Consider the following 20,775-nt stretch of genomic DNA (forward strand, 5'->3'; position numbering starts at 1 on the left):
CCTTCAGGGAGGGAGGATGTTTCATGACGATTTACAAGAGTTCATTTCCTGACGTTTCACTGACCGAAAAAACCATTACTGAGCGTGTGTTCGAAGGCATCGACCCCGACATGGCGGTCCTGATCGACGGGCCGTCCGGGCGCTCGATAACCGGTGCGCAGTTCATAGACGGGGTCAAATCCTTGGCGGGGGGTCTGACACAGCGCGGATGGGGCGCAGGCAAAGTGGTGGCCCTGATGGCCCCCAACCTTCCCGAATATTGTGTGGTCTTTCACGCCTCGGCCTGGGCGGGCGGAACGGTGACCACGATCAACCCGACCTACACCGCGCATGAGGCTAACCACCAGCTTATCGACGCCGGAGCCGACATTCTGGTCACAGTTGCGATGTTTGCCGAAACCGCGCAAGAGGCCATCAAGGGCACCGGCGTGCAGGAGATTGTGATCATCGGCGACGCGCCCGAAGGCATGGTTGCGCTGTCCGAACTGATGGGGTCGCCGCTGGAGGAGCAGGCCCCGGTCGATGTCGCCGAGCATGTCGTCGCGCTGCCCTATTCCTCGGGCACGACGGGACTGCCCAAAGGGGTGATGCTGACCCACCAGAACCTTGTCGTGAATATCGATCAGACGCTTGCAACCGTCGATATGAACCCCGGCGAACTGACGATCGCCTTTCTGCCGTTCTTCCACATCTACGGGCTTCAGATCCTGCAGAACATCTATCTGGCATCAAATGGCGGTCTGGTGACCATGCCGCGTTTCGATCTTGAGATGTACCTGTCGTTGGTCGTCAAATACAAAACACCCCGGCTCTGGGTCGTGCCGCCGGTCGCTCTGGCACTGGCGATGCACCCGATGGTCGATCACCACGACCTGTCCTGTGTCGTACAGGTCAACTCAGCCGCCGCACCGCTGGGCGCGAACGTGGCCGAAGCGATGGGCAAACGCCTTGGCACCAACGCCACGCAAGGCTACGGCATGACAGAGTTGTCGCCCGTCAGCCACCTGTCGCCTTTCGGCAGGGGCAAACCCGGCGCATCGGGCGTGGTGATTCCAAACACCGAATTCCGGATCGTAAACCCCGAAACGCAGGACGACCTGCCAACGGGAGAGGACGGGGAAATTTGGGTGCGCGGCCCACAGGTGATGAAAGGATACCTGAACAACCCACAGGCCACTTCGGACACCGTGGTCGATGGCGGTTGGCTCAGAACCGGGGATATCGGCCATGTTGACGATGACGGGTTCATCTATATCACCGACCGGCTCAAGGAACTTATCAAGTACAATGGGTTTCAGGTCGCCCCGGCCGAGCTTGAGGCCGAGCTTCTGACCCACACCGCGATTTCCGATGCCGCCGTGATTGGCAAACCCGATGCCGAGGCGGGCGAACTGCCCATGGCCTTCATCGTCGCCGCGCCGGGCCAGACGGCCCCGACACTGGGCGAAGTGCAGGAATACCTTGATGACCGGCTGGCCCATTACAAACAGGTCCGCATTCTGGAGGTGGTCGAGGAAATCCCGAAATCCGCATCCGGAAAAATCCTGCGACGGTTGCTGCGCGATCAACTCGGCACATGACGCCACGCGCGGTTCAACGTCCGAAAGCGCATTGCCGAGCGGCGATCTCTGGGGCTTCTTTTTGCCATTGGACGCTAAATTAATCGGTCGAATGGCCCAACTGTGTAACCGGCTTCACTGACCGCACCTCTGATCCGTGCCATGCTGGGATCATTACAGAGTGTGCGTTATCGAGTTATTTGAAGCGTATTTTTTCATTACCCTCCCTGAGACTGGAGCGCGCGATAAATTAGCGCGCTCATTTTTGTTTCCGCCGGGCAAACGTCACCGCGTTTACCAAATCCAAACAACATCGCTATGTTTGAAGGAGTTTTTTGACAGGGGATTTTAATGGCGGTCTCAGACATACTGCCAGGCGTTCGAATTCCTCGATGGCTTGACTGGTATTTAAGTTGCGGTTTCGAGGGCAAGTCGCAACGTCAAAAACGACGTCAGCTGACTGCAAATGTCGTCAGTTTGTGGGGGGCGGCCAATTCGTTCCTCTTTATCGGATTCTATCAGTTTCACGACATGTCGATGTGGCCCGCATCCGTGGTGCTTGTGGTTCTGGGGCTTAGTATATTTGCCCTGCCATTCGTCAGCCGATTGGGCGCGGCCGCCTTGACGGCCTTTTCCACGATATCCATCTGCGGATGCTTTGTTACGCTCACCTATTTCGTTGGCGCTGAGTCGGGTGTTTATCTGTATATACTTGTCGTTCCACCCGCTGCCGTTGTTGTGGTGGGAACCAAATGGAAGCAAAGCATCATCCTTTGCACGCTGGTTTGTGCGCTCTCTGTTGCATACGCCGCGCTGCATTTTTCCGAACCAGCGCTACCCGCAGCCAACGTGCCACCGTTTCAAAGCGTGCTTCTTGTCCTTGCGGCTTTTCTCACCGCAGCCATGATCACCGTTGCCGTCTATATCGCGTTTCTGCGGGCGGAAAGTGCGGAAGACGCGCTTGAGGCTGAGTATGCCAAATCGGAAGCATTGCTTTACAATCTGTTGCCGGAAGAAATCGCTGCGCGGCTCAAGGTTGAACCGGACAAGACAATCGCGGACAACCTGCCGAAAGTGGCCATATTATTTGCGGATATCGTCCAGTTCACCCCCCGCTCCGCCGCAATGGAGCCGGAAAAGGTTGTTGATTTTCTCAACCTGATTTTCAGCAGATTTGATGCGATCGCGGAGACGTATGGTTTGGAGAAAATCAAGACGATCGGCGATGCGTATATGGTTGCAGCCGGAATGCCCAATCCTTGCGGTGATCCAGTACACCGCGTGGCGGAAATGGCATTGGGGATGCTAGAGGCGATGAAACCCCTGTCTGGTGAACTGAAAGACACGGTGGACATCCGAATTGGCCTTCACGCCGGGCCCGCCGTGGCTGGTGTCATCGGCAACAAAAAGCTTTTCTATGACGTCTGGGGTGAGACGGTGAATACGGCCAGCCGCATGGAAAGCCACGGCGAACCCGGACGGATACAGGTCACCGGACCGGCGTATAGCGAACTGGTCGGTGATTACCGGTTCGAAAAGCGGGGGCAGGTCGACATCAAAGGCATGGGAATGGTCGAAACATGGTGGCTGTTGGGTCCGGCTAAGTCAGATTGAATCGCGGTCAGATTTTAGCCACTCGGCCCATTCCTGATGCGGCCCCAGTTGCAAAATGTCGGCGGTCGTCACTTGCGTTCAATTTAGTGAACCTGACCTAAGTCAAGTCTTCTCACCTACAGACTCCCTATGACTCGGACAAACTTCCCGAGTCGGAGTCTCCATGCCTGCCTGCCGCATACACCCTAACCCTCTCGACCGCGCGTTTCGTGCGGTGGTGGGCTTGGCGGGCATCCTCCTGTTGCTGTTGCAGATGCTCGGTCCGGCGCTGGCGAGTCCCGGACAAGGCGTCTGGATGGAGATCTGCTCGGAGGCAGGGGCGGTCTGGGTTCAGATCGAGCCGGAAGAAGGTTCCACTGATCCCACCGCGCCCTGTCCGAAATGCGCCGACTGCGCCCTTTGCGCCGTGACCGGGGCGGCACCGCTGCCGAACTTGCCCGAATTGGGTCTGACAGCGAGTGTACAAACCGAAACATTGGGGTGCCGGAACCTGTACAAATCGTACAATTCGGCCCGTCTCTGGCCCGAAACCCGCGGACCCCCGTCCGCGACCCAAAACAGAACCGAACGCGCCCCACGCGCGTCCATGGCGTCAATCCAAGTATCCGGAGGTGCGCCATGACGATTAAGCGCGCAACCCATTTTCTTCTGGCCCTGATCCTGTCCTGCTTTATGGCCGTAGCGGCCCATGCCGACAGCCTCGCCAGCTTCCTGCCCGAGATCGATCCTGCCGAACTGTCCCCCGGTGCCGACGCCTTTGGCCCGGTGCGCGATGACGTCAAGGTCGCCCCTGTTCTGAAGGGGGGCGAGACGATTGCATGGGCCTTCCTGACTTCCGATTTTGTGGGTACGACCGGTTATTCCGGCAAACCCATTCACGTGGTTGCAGCCATTGACGCCGACGCGGTTCTGACCGGTGTAAAGCTGGTTAAGCATTCGGAACCCATTGTTCTGATTGGTATTCCCAACTCGCGCATGGTCGAGTTGACCGAAGGCTATGCGGGTCTTGACCTCAAACGTGAGGCCGAAACCGGCGGCGAGGGGCACGACCTCGACATCATCTCGGGCGCGACTGTGACGATCATGGTGATCGACGACAGCCTCGTGCGCGGCGGGATCAAGGTGGCGCGTGCGCTGGGTCTGGGTGGGCTATCTCCAGTACAGGCCGACGGCCCCAAACGCGAAGTCGACATGGCACAGAGTGCGACCTACGACTGGGCAACCCTGTCCGGTGACGGCTCGGTCCGGCGTTTGACGCTGGATATCGGGCAGATCAACGCCGCTTTTGAGGCCACCGGCGATCAGCGCGCCATCAAACGCCCCGAACCCGGGGAACCGGATGACACTTTCATCGACATGCACATGGCTCTGGTCTCGGTACCCTCAATCGGAAAATCGCTTTTGGGTGAGGCGGAATATTCCAATCTTGTCAATTGGTTGGATGAGGGAGAGCAGGCCATTCTGGTGCTGGGCCGCGGTGCCTACAGCTTCAAGGGTTCCGGCTATGTGCGTGGGGGAATCTTTGACCGCATACAGTTGATTCAGGGTGACCGCTCGGTCCGGTTTTTCGACCGTCAACAGCGGCGATTGGGCGAGGTTGCAGCCCCCGACGCGCCAAGCTTCAGCGAACTCGACATCTTCAAGATCCCCGCCGATGCCGAGTTCGATCCGGCCGAACCCTTCCGCCTGCAACTGCTGGTGCAACGGGCCGTGGGCGCGGTTGAAAAGACATTTTTGACCTTCGATCTGGGCTACAAGCTGCCGGAAAACTACCTGCTGCCCGTCGCCACGCCCACGATTGTTGATGATGCCACCGACGAGGCCAACGCCAAGGCCGCGCTTTGGAAGCGCATCTGGAAGGACCGTACGGTCGAGATCGCCGTACTTGGCGTCATGCTGCTGGTGCTGACCGCAACCTTCTTCTTCCAGTTCCACGCCACAATGAACGCGCGGGTCTTCTACTGGTTCCGCATCGGCTATCTGACAATGACCCTGTTCTTCATCGGCTGGTACGCCAATGCGCAGCTGAGCGTTGTGAACCTGATGGCGCTGGCAGGCAGCCTGCGCACCGGCTTCTCGTGGGACGCCTTCCTGCTGGATCCGCTGGTCTTCATCCAGTGGTTCGCCGTGGCTGCCGCCCTGCTGTTCTGGGGTCGCGGCGCCTATTGTGGCTGGCTTTGCCCGTTTGGTGCGCTGCAAGAGCTGACCAACAAGATCGCCCGCGCGCTGAAGGTGCCGCAATGGACCCTGCCATGGGGCCTGAACGAACGCCTCTGGCCCGCGAAGTACATGATTTTCCTCGGGTTGTTCGGCCTCAGCTTTGTCTCGATCCCGCTGGCCGAGACATATGCCGAAATTGAACCCTTCAAGACCGCCATCATCCTGAAATTCATGCGCGACTGGCCGTTTGTGGTCTTTGCGCTGGCCCTGTTGGGGATCGGGCTGTTCATCGAACGGTTCTATTGCCGCTACCTCTGCCCGCTTGGCGGAGCGCTGGCCATCCCCGCCCGTATACGCATGTTTGACTGGCTGCGCCGCTACAAGGATTGCGGCACCCCCTGTCAGACCTGCGCCAACGAATGCCCCGTTCAGGCAATCCACCCCACCGGAGAGATCAACCCGAACGAGTGCGTCACCTGCCTGCATTGTCAGGTGCTCTATCAGTCCGAGGCGAAGTGTCCCGTCGTCATCCGCCAGTTGAAACGGCGGGCCAAGACAGGGTCGGTCAACCTCAAGACCCCTCTCGGACAACCACCGGCGAACCATCCGAACGCCAAACCGCAATCAGTTTCCTAAAAAGGAGGAACGATCATGTCGGAACACGATAACAAACTGAAAGTCACACGCCGGGGAATGCTGGGTGCGACCGCAACCGGCGCCGTGTTGGCCGGGACAGGTCTGGGTTCGACCCTGATGTCCGCGAAAGAGGCCAGCGCCGCGGCCAAGCAGCATCTGGAGCCTGGCGAACTGGATGAATATTACGGCTTCTGGTCGTCGGGCCAGACCGGCGAGCTGCGCATCATGGGCGTGCCCTCCATGCGCGAGCTGATGCGGGTACCCGTGTTCAACCGCTGCTCGGCCACCGGCTGGGGTCAGACCAACGAGTCGCTGAAGATCCTGACCGAGGGCCTGCTGCCCGAAACCAAAGAGTTCCTGGCCGCAAACGGCAAGGTTACCTATGACAACGGCGACCTGCACCACCCGCACATGTCCTTCACCGATGGCACCTATGACGGCCGCTATCTGTTCATGAACGACAAGGCGAACACCCGCGTGGCCCGCGTACGCTGCGATGTGATGAAATGCGACAAGATCATCGAGATCCCGAACGCACATGACATCCACGGCCTGCGTCCGCAGAAATATCCGCGCACCGGTTACATCTTTGCCAATGGCGAACACGAGGCACCGCTGGTCAATGACGGCCAGATCCTCGACGATCCGTCGCAATACGTGAACATCTTTACCGCCATTGACGGTGACACGATGGAGATCGCGTGGCAGGTGATGGTGACGGGTAACCTCGACAACACCGACTGCGACTATCAGGGCAAATACGCCTTCTCGACCTCGTACAACTCGGAAATGGGTATGAACCTGGCCGAGATGACCGAGAACGAGCTGGACCACGTGGTCGTGTTCAACCTGAAAGGCATCGAAGAGGCCGTGGCCGCCGGCAACTATCAGGAACTGAACGGCGTCAAGGTTGTGGACGGGCGCAAAGAGGCAGGCGGCAACCTGACCCGTTACATCCCGATCCCGAACTCGCCGCATGGTGTGAACGCCGCACCCGACAAGAAACACATCATGATCAACGGTAAACTGTCGCCGACCGTTTCTGTGATCGATGTGGAAAAAGTCGACGCGCTGTTTTCTGACAATGCCGATCCGCGTTCCGCTGTCGTTGCCGAACCTCAGCTGGGTCTTGGCCCGCTTCACACTGCGTTCGACAACAAGGGCAACGCCTATACCACCCTGTTCCTCGATAGCCAGATCGTGAAATGGGACATCGCCAAGGCGATTGAGGCCTATGCCGGTTCTGATGTCGATCCGATCCTCGACAAGGTGGACGTGCAGTATCAGCCGGGTCACAACTCGACCTCGATGGGGGAAACCGCCGAAGCTGATGGCAAGTGGCTGATTTCGATGAACAAGTTCTCGAAAGACCGCTTCCTGAACGTGGGTCCGCTGAAGCCGGAGAACGAGCAGCTGATCGATATCTCGGGCGACAAGATGAAGGTGGTCCATGACGGCCCAACCTTTGCGGAACCGCACGACTCGATCATTGTGCACCGGTCCAAGGTGAACCCGATCAATGTCTGGAACCGCGACGACCCGATGTGGGAAGATGCGCGCAAACAGGCCGAGGCTGATGGCGTCGATCTGGAAGAAGGGGCCGAAGAACCCATCCGCGACGGCAACAAGGTGCGTGTCTACATGACCTCGATCGCGCCGACCTTCAGCATGGAGAAGTTCACGGTCAAGCAGGGCGATGAGGTTACCATCTATGTCACCAACCTGGATGACGTCGACGACGTGACCCACGGTCTGTGCCTGTCGAACTTTGGTGTCGCAATGGAGATCGGGCCGCAGGCCACTGCCTCGGTCACATTTGTCGCCGACCGTCCGGGCGTGCACTGGTACTATTGCCAGTGGTTCTGCCATGCGCTGCACATGGAAATGCGCGGCCGGATGCTTGTTGAGCCGCGGAGCGCGTAGTCATGCGCTGGCCCCTGCTCATACCGCTCCTGCTCGGCTCGCCCCTTTGGGCGGCGGATTGGGATGTGCCCAACCGGGCAGGGGCCATCAACGAAACATTGGCGCAGGCGGCGGATGGAGACACCCTCCGCCTGAGCCCCGGTACCTACACCGAACAACTGGTTCTGGACCGGCCCGTCACCATAGACGGGCTGGGGCAGGCCACCATTGACGGACAGGGCGCAGGCAGCGTCATCACCGTGACCGGACCGGGCGTGACCGTGCGCGGCCTGACGGTGGTTGGTTCCGGCTCGGGCCATGATGAGATCGACAGCGGTATCAAACTGACCAAGACGGCCAGCGGGCCGGTGGTCGAGGATAACGTGCTGCTGGGCAATCTCTATGGCATCGACATTCACGGCGCCAAGGACGGTATCGTTCGCCGCAACCGGATCGAAGGGCGGCAGGACCGCCACATGAATGCGCGCGGCAACGGTGTCTATGTCTGGAACGCGCCGGGCGCGGTTGTTGAAGGCAATGACATTCAATTTGGCCGGGATGGCATCTTCGTCAATTCTTCGAAGAAGAACTTCTTTTCAGGCAATCTGTTTCGCGATCTGCGCTTTGCCGTTCACTACATGTACGCCGATGATTCGGTGGTCAGCGACAATATCTCAATCGGAAATGACTTAGGTTATGCCGTCATGTTTTCGACCGGCGTAAAAGTCACCGGAAATGTGTCGATAGGTGACCGCGAGCATGGCGTGATGCTGAACTATGCCAACAAAAGCGTGATTTCCGGAAACGTGGTGAAAGGTGCCAAAGAGAAATGCACCTTTCTGTACAATTCCAACAAGAACGACTTCACCGACAACTGGTTCCAAGGCTGCGGTATCGGTATCCACTTTACCGCCGGCTCCGAACGCAACCGCATCGTGGGCAATGCGTTCATCGGCAACCGGACACAGGTGAAATACGTCTCGACCAAATGGGTCGAGTGGTCCGAGGACGGGCGCGGCAACTACTGGTCCGATTTTGCCGCCTATGACGTTGACGGCAACGGCATTGCCGACGCCCCCTATCGCCCCAACGATAGTATGGACCATGTGCTGTGGACCCAACCCGCAGCCAAAATGCTGCTCGGCTCTCCTGCCGTGCAGCTGGTGCGCTGGTCGCAATCGGCCTTTCCGGCACTGCTGCCGGGAGGGGTGATAGACAGCAATCCCCTGATCAAAGCCCCTGAACCCCCAGCAATGAAAAAGGTGCCTCATGACGGATAAGGCCCTGACCATCGAACATGTTTGCAAGGACCGCGGATCAACCCGCGTCCTCAGCGATATCAACCTGTCCCTTGCCCCCGGTCAGCGCGTGGCGCTGCTGGGCCATAATGGCGCGGGCAAGTCGACCCTGATCAAATCCATTCTCGGACTGACACCCATCCACGACGGGGCGATCCGCATAGGCGAGGCCAGCCCCGGCAGCGCGCAGGCGCGGCGGGATACGGCCTATTTGCCCGAAGCGGTGTCGTTCCATCCCGCGTTAACCGGGCGCGAGCAGCTGACCCTGTTTGCCAGCCTCTCGGGCGCAAGGGCCGATGTGCCGGACCTGCTGGATCGGGTCGGCCTCAGCGACGCGCTTGATCGCCGGATCGGGACCTATTCCAAAGGGATGCGGCAGCGACTGGGCCTTGCGCAGGTGCTGCTGGGCAAACCCAAAGTGGCGCTTCTGGATGAGCCGACAAGCGGTCTCGATCCGATCTCGCGTCAGGATTTGTATGCCATCATCGATGATCTGGCGGCGCAGGGCACGGCAGTCCTGATCGCCTCGCACGCACTGACCGAGGTTGAGGCGCGCACCGACCGTATCGCCATCATGCGCAAAGGGCGGATGGTGGCTGATGACACCCTGAGTAATCTGTCGGCATTGGCCGGGCTGCCAATCCGTTTGCGTGTACGCGCGACTGAAAACGCCGATGTGCTGGCCGCAAAGCTGGGCGGTGATCGCGTCAACGGAGCCTCGGTCGAGTTGCTATGCGCCCCCGCCGACAAGATGGAGGCGCTGCGGCGTATCGCGGGTATGGGTGACGCCGTGGCAGATGTGGAAATGACCCCGCCGAAATTGGAAGACCTGTATCGCCACTATGCGCAGGAGGCATTGCAATGACCCGCTTTCTTGCCATCACCCGAACCGAGATGATGATTTTGCGCCGCAATCGCTGGCTGCTGGTGGCAACGCTGATCATGGTGTTGTTCGCACTGGCGCTGACCTTTGCTGGCAGTGCACCCACCGGAACGCTGGGCGTGGACATGCTGACCGTGTCTGTCGCTTCGATGACGACCTTGTCGGTTTACCTCGCACCGCTTCTGGCCTTGATGATCGCCTTTGACGCCATCGCCGGAGACGTTGACCGGGGCAGTCTTGCCCTGCTGCTGTCCTACCCTGCCGGAAGAGGTGAAATTCTGCTGGGTAAATTCGCGGCCCATCTGGCCGCTCTGGCCTTTGCCATGACTGTTGGTTTCGGCACCGCCGGTGCCGTCGCCGCATGGTTCGGCGGGGCGGGACCGGAAAGCCTGATGGCTCTGGTGCGCCTGATCCTCACATCCATCCTGCTGGGCGCCGTGTTTCTGGCGCTGGGATACCTGCTGTCCGCCCTCGCACGGGGCGCCACGGCGGCGGCAGGTCTGTCGGCCGGGCTCTGGCTGGTCTTTGTCGTCCTTTATGACCTCGGGCTGTTGGGAGCCGTGGTCATGGATCAGGGCGGCACCTTCACCCGATCCGTCTTTCCTTGGGTGATGGTGGCCAACCCGGCCGACGCATTCCGTTTGTGGAACATCGCGGCGACCGAAGGTGTTGCGATGGCATCTGGCATGTCCGGCGCGGCGCAGGCCTTGCCGGTCTGGGCAGCACCTGCCTCGCTGCTGCTGTGGCCGTTTCTGGGATTCCTGCTGGCCCGCGCCGCATTCCGGAGGGTCGAGCCATGAAGCACCTTGCACTTATCGCCCTTCTTGCCCTTGCCGCCTGTAAGGAGGAACAGGTGGCAGCACCGCCCGAGCCGGTCGATCTGACGGAAACCGCGCTCAGCTATTTCTGCCAGATGAACATTGCCGAACATGGCGGGCCAAAGGGGCAAATTCATCTTGAAGGCTATCCCGCACCGCTGTTTTTCGCTCAGGTACGCGACATGCTGGCCTATCTCAAAAGTCCCGAACGCGACGCGGAAATAACCGCCATCTATGTCAGCGACATGGGGGTAGCACCCAGTTGGCGGCAGCCGGGGATTTCCAACTGGATTTCTGCCGATGGCGCAACATTTGTCGTTGGGGCAAACGTGGCAGGTGGTATGGGCGCGCCCGAAGTCGTTCCCTTTGCCAACTCTTCGGCAGCGCTGGGTTTCATTGATCAGTACGGCGGAGAAGCACTGCCGCTGAGTGAAATTCCGGCCGAAGAAGTGCTTGGACCCGTCGATCTGGACCTCAGCCTGGAGACACCGGCATGACCCATGTATCGCGTCGCCGCTTTCTGACGATCTCTGCCGCCTGTGCGGCGCTGCCCGCAGGTGCCATCGCTGCACCGGTTGCCCGGTGGCGTGGTGTCGCGCTGGGCGCAGGGGCCAGCCTGCGTCTTGAAGGATTGACTGAGGCGCAGGCTGCGCCCGTCATCTCTGCGGTCGAGGCCGAGGTGAACCGGCTGGAGAACATCTTTAGCCTGTATCGTCCTAATTCGGAGCTTTGCCGACTGAACCGTGACGGAGTATTGCCAGCACCCGCGCCCGAGTTATTGGATGTGCTCAGCCTGTGTGGCGCGATCCATGACGCAACCGGGGGCGCCTTTGATCCGACCGTGCAACCATTGTGGCACGCTGTGGCCACGGGCGCAGAGCAAACCCAGATTGCGCAGGCCAATTCCGCCGTTGGGTGGCACAATGTCACGGTGCTTTCGGGTGAAATTCGACTGGCCCGTCCGGGTGTTTCGGCGCTAACGCTGAACGGTATCGCTCAGGGAGCGATCACCGACAGGGTGGCGACATTGCTCAAAGGATTCGGATTGCGTGACGTTCTGGTCGATATGGGAGAGATTTCGGCCCTCGGGCAACGCGCAGACGGAGCGGCGTGGCGGGTTGGGCTGGCCGGACCGGAAGGGGCGGCTGTTCGTCGTATCACATTGCGCGACCGGGCGATCGCGACCTCGTCCCCGGCGGGTACCATGCTGAGCGCGGAACAGGGGCACATCCTGGACCCTCGCGGCGGTACGCCAACTCACCGCGCAGTATCTGTTTCCGCCCCCGGCGCTGCGGTTGCAGACGGGCTGTCCACGGCGCTTTGCCTGCTGTCGGAAGATGACATCGCCCGGGTTCTTACACAATTCCCGCAATCGAAACTCGAAATGCTGATCTGAGACATGAAAAGGAAAGAAAAATGATCAAACGCACGCTCATCCTGTCAACGCTAGCAGCCGCCCTGGCCATGCCCGCCATGGCAGAAGGAGATGCCGAAAATGGCGAAAAGGTTTTCAAGAAGTGTAAGGCCTGCCATGCCGTAGGTGAGGGCGCAAAGAACAAAGTTGGCCCGATGCTGAATGGTATCGTTGACGCCCCTGCCGGTCAGGTCGAAGGCTTCAAATACTCCGGCGCATTGATCGAGGCCGCAGATGGTGGTCTGGTCTGGGACGAAGAAAATCTGGCCCTGTTCCTGGCCAAGCCCAAGGACCTGGTGAAGGGCACCAAGATGTCCTTTCCCGGCCTGAAGAAAGAAAGCGATCAGGCAGACGTGATCGCCTATCTTAAAGGTTTCTGATCAATGGCAAACCCGGCCTGTATCAAGGCCGGGTTTTTTGCTCTCTGAGGTCCCTGAGGCAACTCAGTACCTCGTCGACCAGCCCGTGATGTTCGTTTTCCGGGCGTACGACCAGATACAGCGGCAACATCAGGTCGCGCGCCGGGAGGACCGGTATCAACGCGCCATCGGCCAGATATTGTTTTACTACATAGGCCGGAAAATATCCCTGCCCGCCGCGTTGCAGAACATAGCGCAGCGCCATCATGCAGTTTCCGAGAAAGATTGTCTGACCCGACGCCTGTCGGGCCGTTGCACGGACGTGGTCCTGATATATCTCGCCCAGCTCCAGATTGACAAAGAGCGAGTCATCCTCACTGCCGGATGCACCCGGCGTTTCGATCAATAGCAGGCGTTCCGGGTTGAGTTCGTGGCACACCACGCGGGGATCGGATGGCTTAACATGGGTCAGGGCCGCATCCAGAACATGCGTGGCAACCGCGTCGATCACGTTCAGGTCATGATCATAGTTCAGGGTCAGCAACAGCTTCCCGAACCGCTCTTCAAACCGAACGGCAAGATCCACCAACAGTGGATCCCAGATGCTCAGCTGCGATCCGAGCCTGAGCGCCACGCGGCTTTGGCTTTGTGCCGGTAGATCTCGTGAAGCAAATGACCAGAGCGAAAGCATCTGTTCGGCATAGGGACGGAATTGGCGACCAAAATCCGTCAAGGCGGTGCCGCCGGCCCCGCGCGTAAACAGGGCCTTGCCGGTTGCTTCCTCAATCAGACGGATTCGGGCGCTGACGGCGGTTTGCGTGACGTTCAGCTTTCGAGCCGCAGCATGGAAGCCGCCCGTTTCGGCAACGCACAGAAATGTTTCCAAGGACTTAGTCTGCATGTGAAAGTATTTTTTGATCGAAGCGATAAAATCAATTCATTTTTTTTGTCATTTGATTGCGTTTAACCTGCCTAAACCAGAAATGCCAAGGGATGCCGCCATGCTTGACAAGAGCCACAAACCGACCTGGACCAGCTTTGGAGAAGCGACCAAGGAAGATTTCCTTGCGGTCATGGATTATGAGGAAGCGTACAACGCCGCGTTGCCTGATCGTATCCTTGATGCGATCCGCTCGTTGGACGAGGAATGGACCCCGTATCCCGTGAACCGCTATCAGCACAGCCTTCAGGCCGCGACGCGCGCCTATGAGGACGGCGCCGATGAAGAGATCATTGTGGCCGCACTGGTGCATGACACCGGCGATATCCTCTCGCCTTACAATCACGGCGAATTGGCCGCGGCGATGATGAAGCCCTATGTCAGTGAGCGGACCCATTGGATCCTCAAGCATCACTGCGTGTTTCAGGGTTATTACTACAACCACCATCTGGGCGGCGACCGAAACGCGCGCGACAAATACCGCGACAGTCCCTATTGGGAAGATTGCCGGTACTTCTGCCACGAATACGACCAGTGCGCATTTGACCCGGATTACCCCACCAAACCGCTAGAATTCTTCGAACCCATGCTGCGCCGGCTATTGAACAAAGGCGAAGGCCACATGGAGTTGAACGAAACCGTCGATGACGGCAAGGTCGACTGACGATCAGCTCAGGCGGATCGGATAGGCCTGCCTGAACTCTGCATTCACTGCGGGTGAAACATGTGATGCGCGGGTTCTGATATCAGAGCCCGCGTTTTGCCGCGCAGGATCAGCAGGAGGCCATCAGACGATAAACGATCTGGGCGGTTGTGAAATCCCACGCGGTATCGCCGTTGGGGGCCAGTTCGACAACATCGAAGCCAACACATTTGCGACCCTTGAGGGCATGTTCAACAAGGTGCAGCGCCTGATAATACGCCAGCCCACCGGGGACGGGGGTGCCGGTGGCTGGCATGATCGCAGGGTCTAAACCGTCGACGTCAAAGCTGACATAGACCAGTTCGGGAAAATCTTCCGGCAGGTCGATGGCGTGAATGTTGCCGGTAACCAATTCTTCAGCATCCACGTGAAAAATGTTGTTTTGTACACGGGAATTGGCCTCTTCTGTACAAAATGCACGCACGCCGAACTGGGCAAGGCGAATGCCATCCTGTGCCAGCAGATGCATGACCGACGCATGCGAGTGCTTCTCGCCCTGATACGCGTCGCGAAGGTCGGCATGGGCGTCGATCTGAACGATACCAACCGGTTGGCCCAGCGCGCGGACAACACCCGTGACTGCCCCGTAGCTGAGCGAATGCTCGCCGCCAAGAACGACGGGGATTTTGCCCGCGCGGACTGCGGCTTCGGTGCGCTCGGCAAGGCGATCCATGATCTCGGGCAGGGCGCCGTTACAGTCGAGCTCCGCTTCGGTAAAAATCCCCTCGACGCAGGGCTCAGCGTGACCTGTGATGCGCTCAAGCTCATTGCTGGCTTCAATGATCGCCTCGGGACCTTTAGCAGTGCCCGACCCGTACGAGACCGTGCGTTCCAGAGGCACCGGGATCACGCGGAACCGGGCATCTTCGGTGCGCTCGGCGGCGGTCAGTTCACTGTCGAAGAATATGCTCATGACAATCTCTCTTTGAAGTCTTCATAGCCGAACTGTTTGATGATTTTCAGTTCGTCCGTTTCGCTGTTCCACAGGGCGATGGTGGGCAGAGGGACGCCGTTGAAGGTGTTGGTCTTGACCATCGAATAGTGCGCCTGATCGAGGAAGGCAAAGCGCTGGCCGATCTCAAGCGGTTTGTCCCATGTGTAATCGCCGATCACATCACCCGCCAGACAGGAAGGACCACCAAGCCGGTAGGTATGGCCCGCATCGGCCTCGTCCATCAGGGCGGGGCGATAGGGGGCTTCGATCACGTCTGGCATGTGGCAGGTGGCCGAGATATCGGTGATGGCCAGGTTCATGCCATTCACCGGCAGGTCAAGGATTTCGCCGACCAGAATGCCCGCGTCCAGCGCCACCGCCTCGCCGGGTTCGAGATAGACGTCGATGCCGTATGTTTCTCGGATGTCTTCGATTAGTGCGACCAGCCCGTTGCGATCATAATCGTCGCGGGTGATGTGGTGGCCGCCACCGAAGTTCAGCCATTTGAGTTGGCTTATGAACGGTTTCAGTTTGGGTTCCACGGCGGCCCATGTACGCTGCAACGGTTCAAACCCCTGCTCGCAGAGGGTGTGCATGTGCAGGCCATCAACTCCGGTCAGGGTTTCGGCGGTCAACTGGCTGACCGGGGTACCCAGGCGCGAACAGGGTGCGCAGGGGTCGTATTTGGCCACCTCACCCTCGGAGTGTTCGGGGTTGATACGCAGGCCAACCTGTACGCCTGCTGACTGAGCCTTTGTCAGGAAGCGGTCCTTTTGCGCGGGGCTATTGAAAATTATGTGGTCCGACAGAGATAGAATTTCGTCCATGTCAGCGTCTTTGTACCCGGCGCAGAAGGTTGCGACCTCACCGCCATATTCCTCGCGTCCTAACCGGGCCTCGTAGATACCGCTGGCGCAGGTACCGCCGAGGTGCTGACGCACCAGCGGGGCGAGGGAGAACATAGAGAAAGCTTTGAGCGCGCTGAGCACATGTGCGCCCGAGCGTGCACCAATATCGGCGAGGACGCGCAGGTTACGCTCGACGGCTTTTTCGTCGACCACGAAACAGGGTGTGGGTACGCGGCTCAGGTCGAAATCGCGGAAGGCTCCGGCATCGCCCGCTTGGGTGGTCATCATGTCGGACATGTCCAGCGTCTCCGTGTGATGGAGAGGCCGGGGGCGCTGCCCCCGGACCCCCGGAGTATTTGGGAAAAGATGAAGTCCAGATCAGAACTCGACCGGGCCATCGAGTTCGTGAACCTGCCACGGGAGGCCGTGTTCGTTCAGCATGTCCATGAAGTTGTCGGGGTCGAGCTGCTCCATGTTCCAGACGCCCGGCTCGGACCAGTTGCCTTTGATCACCTGCGCGGCGCCGATCATGGCAGGGACGCCGGTGGTGTAGCTGACGGCCTGGCTGCCGACCTCGGCATAGCATTCCTCATGGTCGCAGATGTTGTAGATGTAATACGTCTTCTCACCCGAGCCGTCCTTGGCCTGACCCGTGGCGATGTCGCCGATGCAGGCCTTGCCCTTGGTTTCCGCACCCAGATCACCGGGATCGGGCAGCAGGGTTTTCAGGAACTGGATCGGGATGATTTCCTTGCCGTCATGCATCACCGGGTCGATCCGGGTCATGCCGACGTTTTCGAGCACTTTGGCATGGGTGATGTAGGCGTCACCGAAGGTCATCCAGAAGCGTGCGCGCTCGATCTCGGGGAAGTGGGTCGAGAGCGATTCCAGTTCCTCGTGATACATCAGGTACATATTCTTGGGGCCGATAGCGGGGAAGTCGAACTCCACCTTGTGGGTCATCGCCGGGCTGTGCTGCCACGCACCGTATTCCCAGTGGCGCACTTCGGCCAGCACTTCGCGCAGGTTGATCTCGGGGTTGAAGTTGGTGGCGAATTCCTGATCGTTCGAGCCGCCATTGGCGTCCAGCACGTCGATCTGGCGGATTGTGTCCAGCTTGTGCTTCTTGAGCCATTTGGCGAAGACCGAGGTCACGCCCGGATCGAAGCCCGAGCCGAGGATGGCAGTCAGACCAGCCTCTTTGAACTTGTCCTGATAAGCCCACTGCCAGTGGTATTCGAACTTGGCCTCGTCCTCGGGCTCATAGTTCGCAGTGTCGAGATAGTGGATACCGGCCTCAAGACACGCGTCCATCAGCACAAGGTCCTGATAGGGCAGGGCGAGGTTCACGAGCAGCTCGGCGCCGGTTTCCTTGATCAGCTTCACGGTGTCCGCGACTTTGTAGGCGTCCAGTTCTGCAGTCTTGATATCGACGCCTACACGTTCTTTCACGGCTGCGGCGATGGCGTCGCATTTCGACTTGGTGCGGCTGGCCAGCGTGATTTCGGTGAATATGTCCGAATTCATCGCCATCTTGTGCACGGCGGCGTGGGATACGCCGCCCGCACCGACAACCAGTGTTTTGCCACTCAAAGTTCCCATGGGGGTCATCTCCTCTCTGGGGTTATTCGTAATAGGTGTAGCCGTTGATCGAGTCGCGGTACGCGCTCATCAGGGTTTTGCGGTCCTTGGCCATCAGAGTACCGGTTGAGATCGCCTCGTCCACCATTTTGCGGAAGGCGGCGACGCAGTCGGCAGGGTCGAATTCCACATAGGACAGGACTTGGGAAATCGTGTCGCCTTCTTGTTCGTGCAGCAGGTCGAAGCCGCCGTCGGGGCGCAGGTCGATGGTGACGACATTGGTATCGCCGAACAAGTTGTGCAGATCGCCCAGCGTTTCCTGATAGGCGCCGACAAAGAAGACGCCCATGAAGTATTCGTCGTCTTCGGGCAGGGAATGCACCGGCAGACTGGGCGAAACGCCGTCGGCCAGTATGAACCGGTCGATCTTGCCGTCGCTGTCGCAGGTGATGTCGGACAACACCGCACGACGATCGGGCGCTTGGTTCAGGTTTTGCAAAGGCACGATCGGGTGCAACTGGTCGATGGCCCAGACATCGGGCAAGGATTGGAACAGTGAGAAGTTACAGTGGTAGATATCGGCCACCTTCTCCAACTGGTCGTCCACATCCGTTTCCAACTCGTCCGATGCCGCCAGCGCTTTGAGGCTGGCCATCAGCGACAAGTAGATGCGTTCGGCTCGGGCCATCTGTCGCAGATCGACATAGCCGCGTCTGAAAAGCGCACGCAGCTCGTTGCGGTAGAAGGTGGCGTCGTTCCAGCATTCCTGCAGGCGATCGCTGCTGAGATAACCGTGTACCGCAGCGAGGTCCGAGACCAGATGGTGATCGTCCGGATCCACTTCGGGGCCGTTGGGCGCGTCGTAGAGCGTGCTTTCCAGTACGTTGAAGACCAGCATCGAGGATGTCGCCACAACCGCACGGCCGCTTTCTGTGACCAGTGTGGGGTGGGCGACTTCGGCCTCATCCATCGCATAAGCAACGGTTTCGACGACATTGGCGCAGTATTCCTCGACCGTGTAGTTGATCGAGTTCTCTGCCGCTTTCTTCTCGCCGGTATAGTCCACGCCCATACCACCGCCAAGGTCGAGATGCGTCAGCGGTACGCCTTCGCGCGTGAGTTCGGTGTAGTATCGGCACGCCTCGCCCACAGCCCGGCGGACGTCGTTGACGTCCTGAACCTGAGAGCCCAGATGCGAGTGCTGCAGCTTCAGGCAATGCAGCAGCCCGGCGTCTTTCAGCTTGTCGACTGTGGCCACCAACTGATCGGTGTTCATGCCAAAGGCCGAACGGTCGCCCGAGCTTTCTTCCCACTTGCCGCTGATCTGGTTGGTAAGTTTTACCCGAACGCCGATCAGGGGCTCGATGCCCAGTTCGTTATAGACCTCGATCACCGTGTCGGCCTCTTTCGGGCTTTCCAGCACGATGACCGTGTTAAAGCCGATCTTGCGGCTGAGGATCGCCAGCTGGATGAATTCGGCATCCTTGACGCCGTTGCAGACAATCAACGCCTCGCGGGCCAGACGGTGGGCCAGAGCAATCACCAGCTCGGGCTTTGACCCGGCCTCGAGCCCGTAATTGTACTTTTGGCCAAATTCGACAATGCGGTCGATGACCTGCGCCTGCTGGTTCACCTTGATCGGGAACACACCGCGATAGCTGCCCTTGTAGCCCACCCGCGCGATGGCATCGCGGAAGCTTTCGTTGATGTGGGCGATTTCGCTTTCCAGATAGCTGCTGATGCGCAGGATCATCGGTGATTTGATGCCACGCTCGTCCAGGTCTTTCAGGATACCCGGCAGGCTGATTGCCGCGGCATCGGGCGCCATGGGGTTGCGCAATCCGATCTCGCCCTTCTCCGTCACCTCGATGAGGCCCTTGCCCCATTTCTCAACCCCGTAGATGGAATGCGGTGCGTCAGGCGTCTGTTTCAATCAAGTCAGTCCTTGCGGTTCGGGTGGCCGGGTTTAGCGCCCGCCAATAAGGCAGCCGTTTGATTCGTCCAAGTGTAATCTATGTGGCAGGGGTTTGCCGAGATTATGCGTGTCGATGTATTGGGATCAGATGGTTATCCCACTGGCATGGCGCCCGTGCAATGATCCGGGCGCGATCATTGGACAGACTGCCGATCTCACCTGTGCCGGTGGTGAAAATCAAACCTTCGGCTCCGGTGCTCAGACCGCCGACATCTTCCGCTGCAATGGTTTCGGCGAATGAGCCATCCCGGGTTCGGAAGTGATGCAGGGCATTGCCGCGCGGACAGGTAATGGCGACGGTTTCACCATCGGTCGAAAAGGCGACGCTGCCCGCGTATCCCTGCAACGTGCTTTGCTCAACTTCGGGCGCAGAGAGCAGACGGGGTGGTTCGCCTCTGCGATGCAGGCCCAGCAGGGGCGGGTGTTGTGTCTTGTCCCCTTGCCATTGCAGGGCAAAGGCCACCAGCCCGTCCGCCCGCATCGCAAGGTGGCGGATCGAGTTTTTGTGCATCGCGCGCGGCAGTTCCACCTGCTCCAGTATCCCGCCGGAAAGGTCGGTATAGGTCAGGTTTGGCTGCATGGTGGGCAGGTTCAGCTTGGTGCGGCCGGTGTCTGGATGGGTTTCGATGCCGCCATTGGCAATGGCAATGGATGTACCACCGGGCATCAGCAGCATCTCGTGCGGGCCAACGCCGCCGGACGGGAATTCGCCCAGTCGCGAGTACCCATTTTCTGCATCCCAAATGCCAATGATCCCCTCACCGGCGTCATAATCATTCTCAGTGGTGAAAAGCTGTGCGCCGTCCGTTGAAAAAACGCCATGGCCAAAGAAATGGCGGCCCTTTGGCGCATCAAGCTGTGCGATTTGCTCGCCTGTCGTGCAATCGACAACCAAAGCAAAGGTGCCGGGACGACGCGCAAAGGCCACGGCCTGTGCACGGTGCGGGTGGGCCGCGGCGGCGTGACCGCGTGCGGGCAGGGGCAGTGAGAAGGTGATCGCACCCCGGGCGTCCAGACCGGCCAGCCGGTACGAGCCGTCCGGGAACAGGGCTGCGGACAGAAAATCCGGTGCGCCGACGGCGGACCACCCTTTGACCGGGGCCAATGTGGCAGCGGCCAGACCGGCAAGGAAATGACGGCGGCTGGTCATG

Annotated in this window: 18 protein-coding genes; 12 read left to right on the forward strand and 6 right to left on the reverse strand. The window is 59.4% G+C overall.

Annotation, left to right across the window (positions count from 1 at the left end):
• The first annotated feature begins 23 nt into the window (after positions 1-23).
• The 11 genes from ACR0D6_RS12270 to ACR0D6_RS12320 all read left to right on the forward strand — a co-directional run bounded on the left by ACR0D6_RS12270 (position 24) and on the right by ACR0D6_RS12320 (position 12,664).
• Entirely contained in the window at positions 24-1,580 is a 1,557-nt protein-coding gene (locus tag ACR0D6_RS12270) for an AMP-binding protein (protein WP_480765706.1), read from the forward strand.
• A gap of 330 nt (positions 1,581-1,910) precedes the next feature.
• Complete coding sequence (locus ACR0D6_RS12275) at positions 1,911-3,173, forward strand: adenylate/guanylate cyclase domain-containing protein (RefSeq protein WP_480765707.1); 1,263 nt, start codon at positions 1,911-1,913, stop codon at positions 3,171-3,173.
• 163 nt (positions 3,174-3,336) lie between these two features.
• On the forward strand, positions 3,337-3,795 hold the full coding sequence (locus tag ACR0D6_RS12280; RefSeq protein WP_480765708.1) for a DUF2946 family protein: 459 nt from the start codon (positions 3,337-3,339) through the stop codon (positions 3,793-3,795).
• Entirely contained in the window at positions 3,792-5,969 is a 2,178-nt protein-coding gene (locus tag ACR0D6_RS12285; protein WP_480765709.1) for a 4Fe-4S binding protein, read from the forward strand. Before ACR0D6_RS12280 ends, ACR0D6_RS12285 begins: the two co-directional genes overlap by 4 nt.
• Before the next feature lie 15 nt (positions 5,970-5,984).
• Positions 5,985-7,892, forward strand: coding sequence for a TAT-dependent nitrous-oxide reductase (nosZ, locus tag ACR0D6_RS12290; RefSeq protein WP_480765710.1), 1,908 nt, complete (start codon positions 5,985-5,987; stop codon positions 7,890-7,892).
• 2 nt (positions 7,893-7,894) lie between these two features.
• Positions 7,895-9,151 carry a nitrous oxide reductase family maturation protein NosD gene (locus ACR0D6_RS12295; RefSeq protein WP_480765711.1) on the forward strand — a complete coding sequence of 419 codons (1,257 nt, stop codon included), beginning with the start codon at positions 7,895-7,897 and terminating at the stop codon, positions 9,149-9,151.
• A complete protein-coding gene (locus ACR0D6_RS12300; RefSeq protein ID WP_480765712.1) occupies positions 9,141-10,034 on the forward strand; it encodes an ABC transporter ATP-binding protein in 894 nt (297 codons plus the stop codon). Before ACR0D6_RS12295 ends, ACR0D6_RS12300 begins: the two co-directional genes overlap by 11 nt.
• Complete coding sequence (locus ACR0D6_RS12305; protein WP_170651325.1) at positions 10,031-10,852, forward strand: ABC transporter permease subunit; 822 nt, start codon at positions 10,031-10,033, stop codon at positions 10,850-10,852. The genes ACR0D6_RS12300 and ACR0D6_RS12305 overlap by 4 nt, the downstream gene beginning before the upstream one ends.
• On the forward strand, positions 10,849-11,367 hold the full coding sequence (locus ACR0D6_RS12310; RefSeq protein ID WP_480765713.1) for a nitrous oxide reductase accessory protein NosL: 519 nt from the start codon (positions 10,849-10,851) through the stop codon (positions 11,365-11,367). Before ACR0D6_RS12305 ends, ACR0D6_RS12310 begins: the two co-directional genes overlap by 4 nt.
• A complete protein-coding gene (locus ACR0D6_RS12315; RefSeq protein ID WP_480765714.1) occupies positions 11,364-12,266 on the forward strand; it encodes an FAD:protein FMN transferase in 903 nt (300 codons plus the stop codon). The genes ACR0D6_RS12310 and ACR0D6_RS12315 overlap by 4 nt, the downstream gene beginning before the upstream one ends.
• Before the next feature lie 20 nt (positions 12,267-12,286).
• Positions 12,287-12,664 carry a c-type cytochrome gene (locus ACR0D6_RS12320; protein ID WP_170651328.1) on the forward strand — a complete coding sequence of 126 codons (378 nt, stop codon included), beginning with the start codon at positions 12,287-12,289 and terminating at the stop codon, positions 12,662-12,664.
• A gap of 22 nt (positions 12,665-12,686) precedes the next feature.
• Here ACR0D6_RS12320 and ACR0D6_RS12325 read toward each other — a convergent pair whose 3' ends face one another.
• Positions 12,687-13,544 (reverse strand): LysR family transcriptional regulator, encoded by an 858-nt coding sequence (locus ACR0D6_RS12325; RefSeq protein WP_170651329.1) that lies wholly within the window; start codon positions 13,542-13,544, stop codon positions 12,687-12,689.
• Between the two features lie 100 nt (positions 13,545-13,644).
• Here ACR0D6_RS12325 and ACR0D6_RS12330 point away from each other — a divergent pair, with 100 nt between their 5' ends.
• Entirely contained in the window at positions 13,645-14,247 is a 603-nt protein-coding gene (locus tag ACR0D6_RS12330) for an HD domain-containing protein (RefSeq protein ID WP_170651330.1), read from the forward strand.
• Between the two features lie 109 nt (positions 14,248-14,356).
• On the opposite strand, the gene speB is transcribed toward ACR0D6_RS12330, so the two are convergent.
• The 5 genes from speB to ACR0D6_RS12355 form a co-directional block, all read right to left on the reverse strand.
• On the reverse strand, positions 14,357-15,199 hold the full coding sequence (gene speB, locus ACR0D6_RS12335; protein WP_480765715.1) for an agmatinase: 843 nt from the start codon (positions 15,197-15,199) through the stop codon (positions 14,357-14,359).
• Positions 15,196-16,365, reverse strand: a complete 1,170-nt coding sequence (nspC, locus tag ACR0D6_RS12340; RefSeq protein WP_480765716.1) for a carboxynorspermidine decarboxylase — start codon at positions 16,363-16,365, stop codon at positions 15,196-15,198. The genes speB and nspC overlap by 4 nt, the downstream gene beginning before the upstream one ends.
• An 81-nt stretch (positions 16,366-16,446) precedes the next feature.
• Complete coding sequence (locus ACR0D6_RS12345) at positions 16,447-17,670, reverse strand: saccharopine dehydrogenase family protein (RefSeq protein ID WP_480765717.1); 1,224 nt, start codon at positions 17,668-17,670, stop codon at positions 16,447-16,449.
• Positions 17,671-17,692: 22 nt separating this feature from the next.
• Positions 17,693-19,582, reverse strand: a complete 1,890-nt coding sequence (gene speA, locus ACR0D6_RS12350; RefSeq protein ID WP_480765718.1) for a biosynthetic arginine decarboxylase — start codon at positions 19,580-19,582, stop codon at positions 17,693-17,695.
• 103 nt (positions 19,583-19,685) lie between these two features.
• Positions 19,686-20,774, reverse strand: coding sequence for a DUF1513 domain-containing protein (locus ACR0D6_RS12355; RefSeq protein ID WP_480765719.1), 1,089 nt, complete (start codon positions 20,772-20,774; stop codon positions 19,686-19,688).
• Between the last annotated feature and the right edge of the window lies 1 nt (position 20,775).

The sequence above is a fragment of the Ruegeria sp. BJ6 genome, assembly GCF_056537885.1.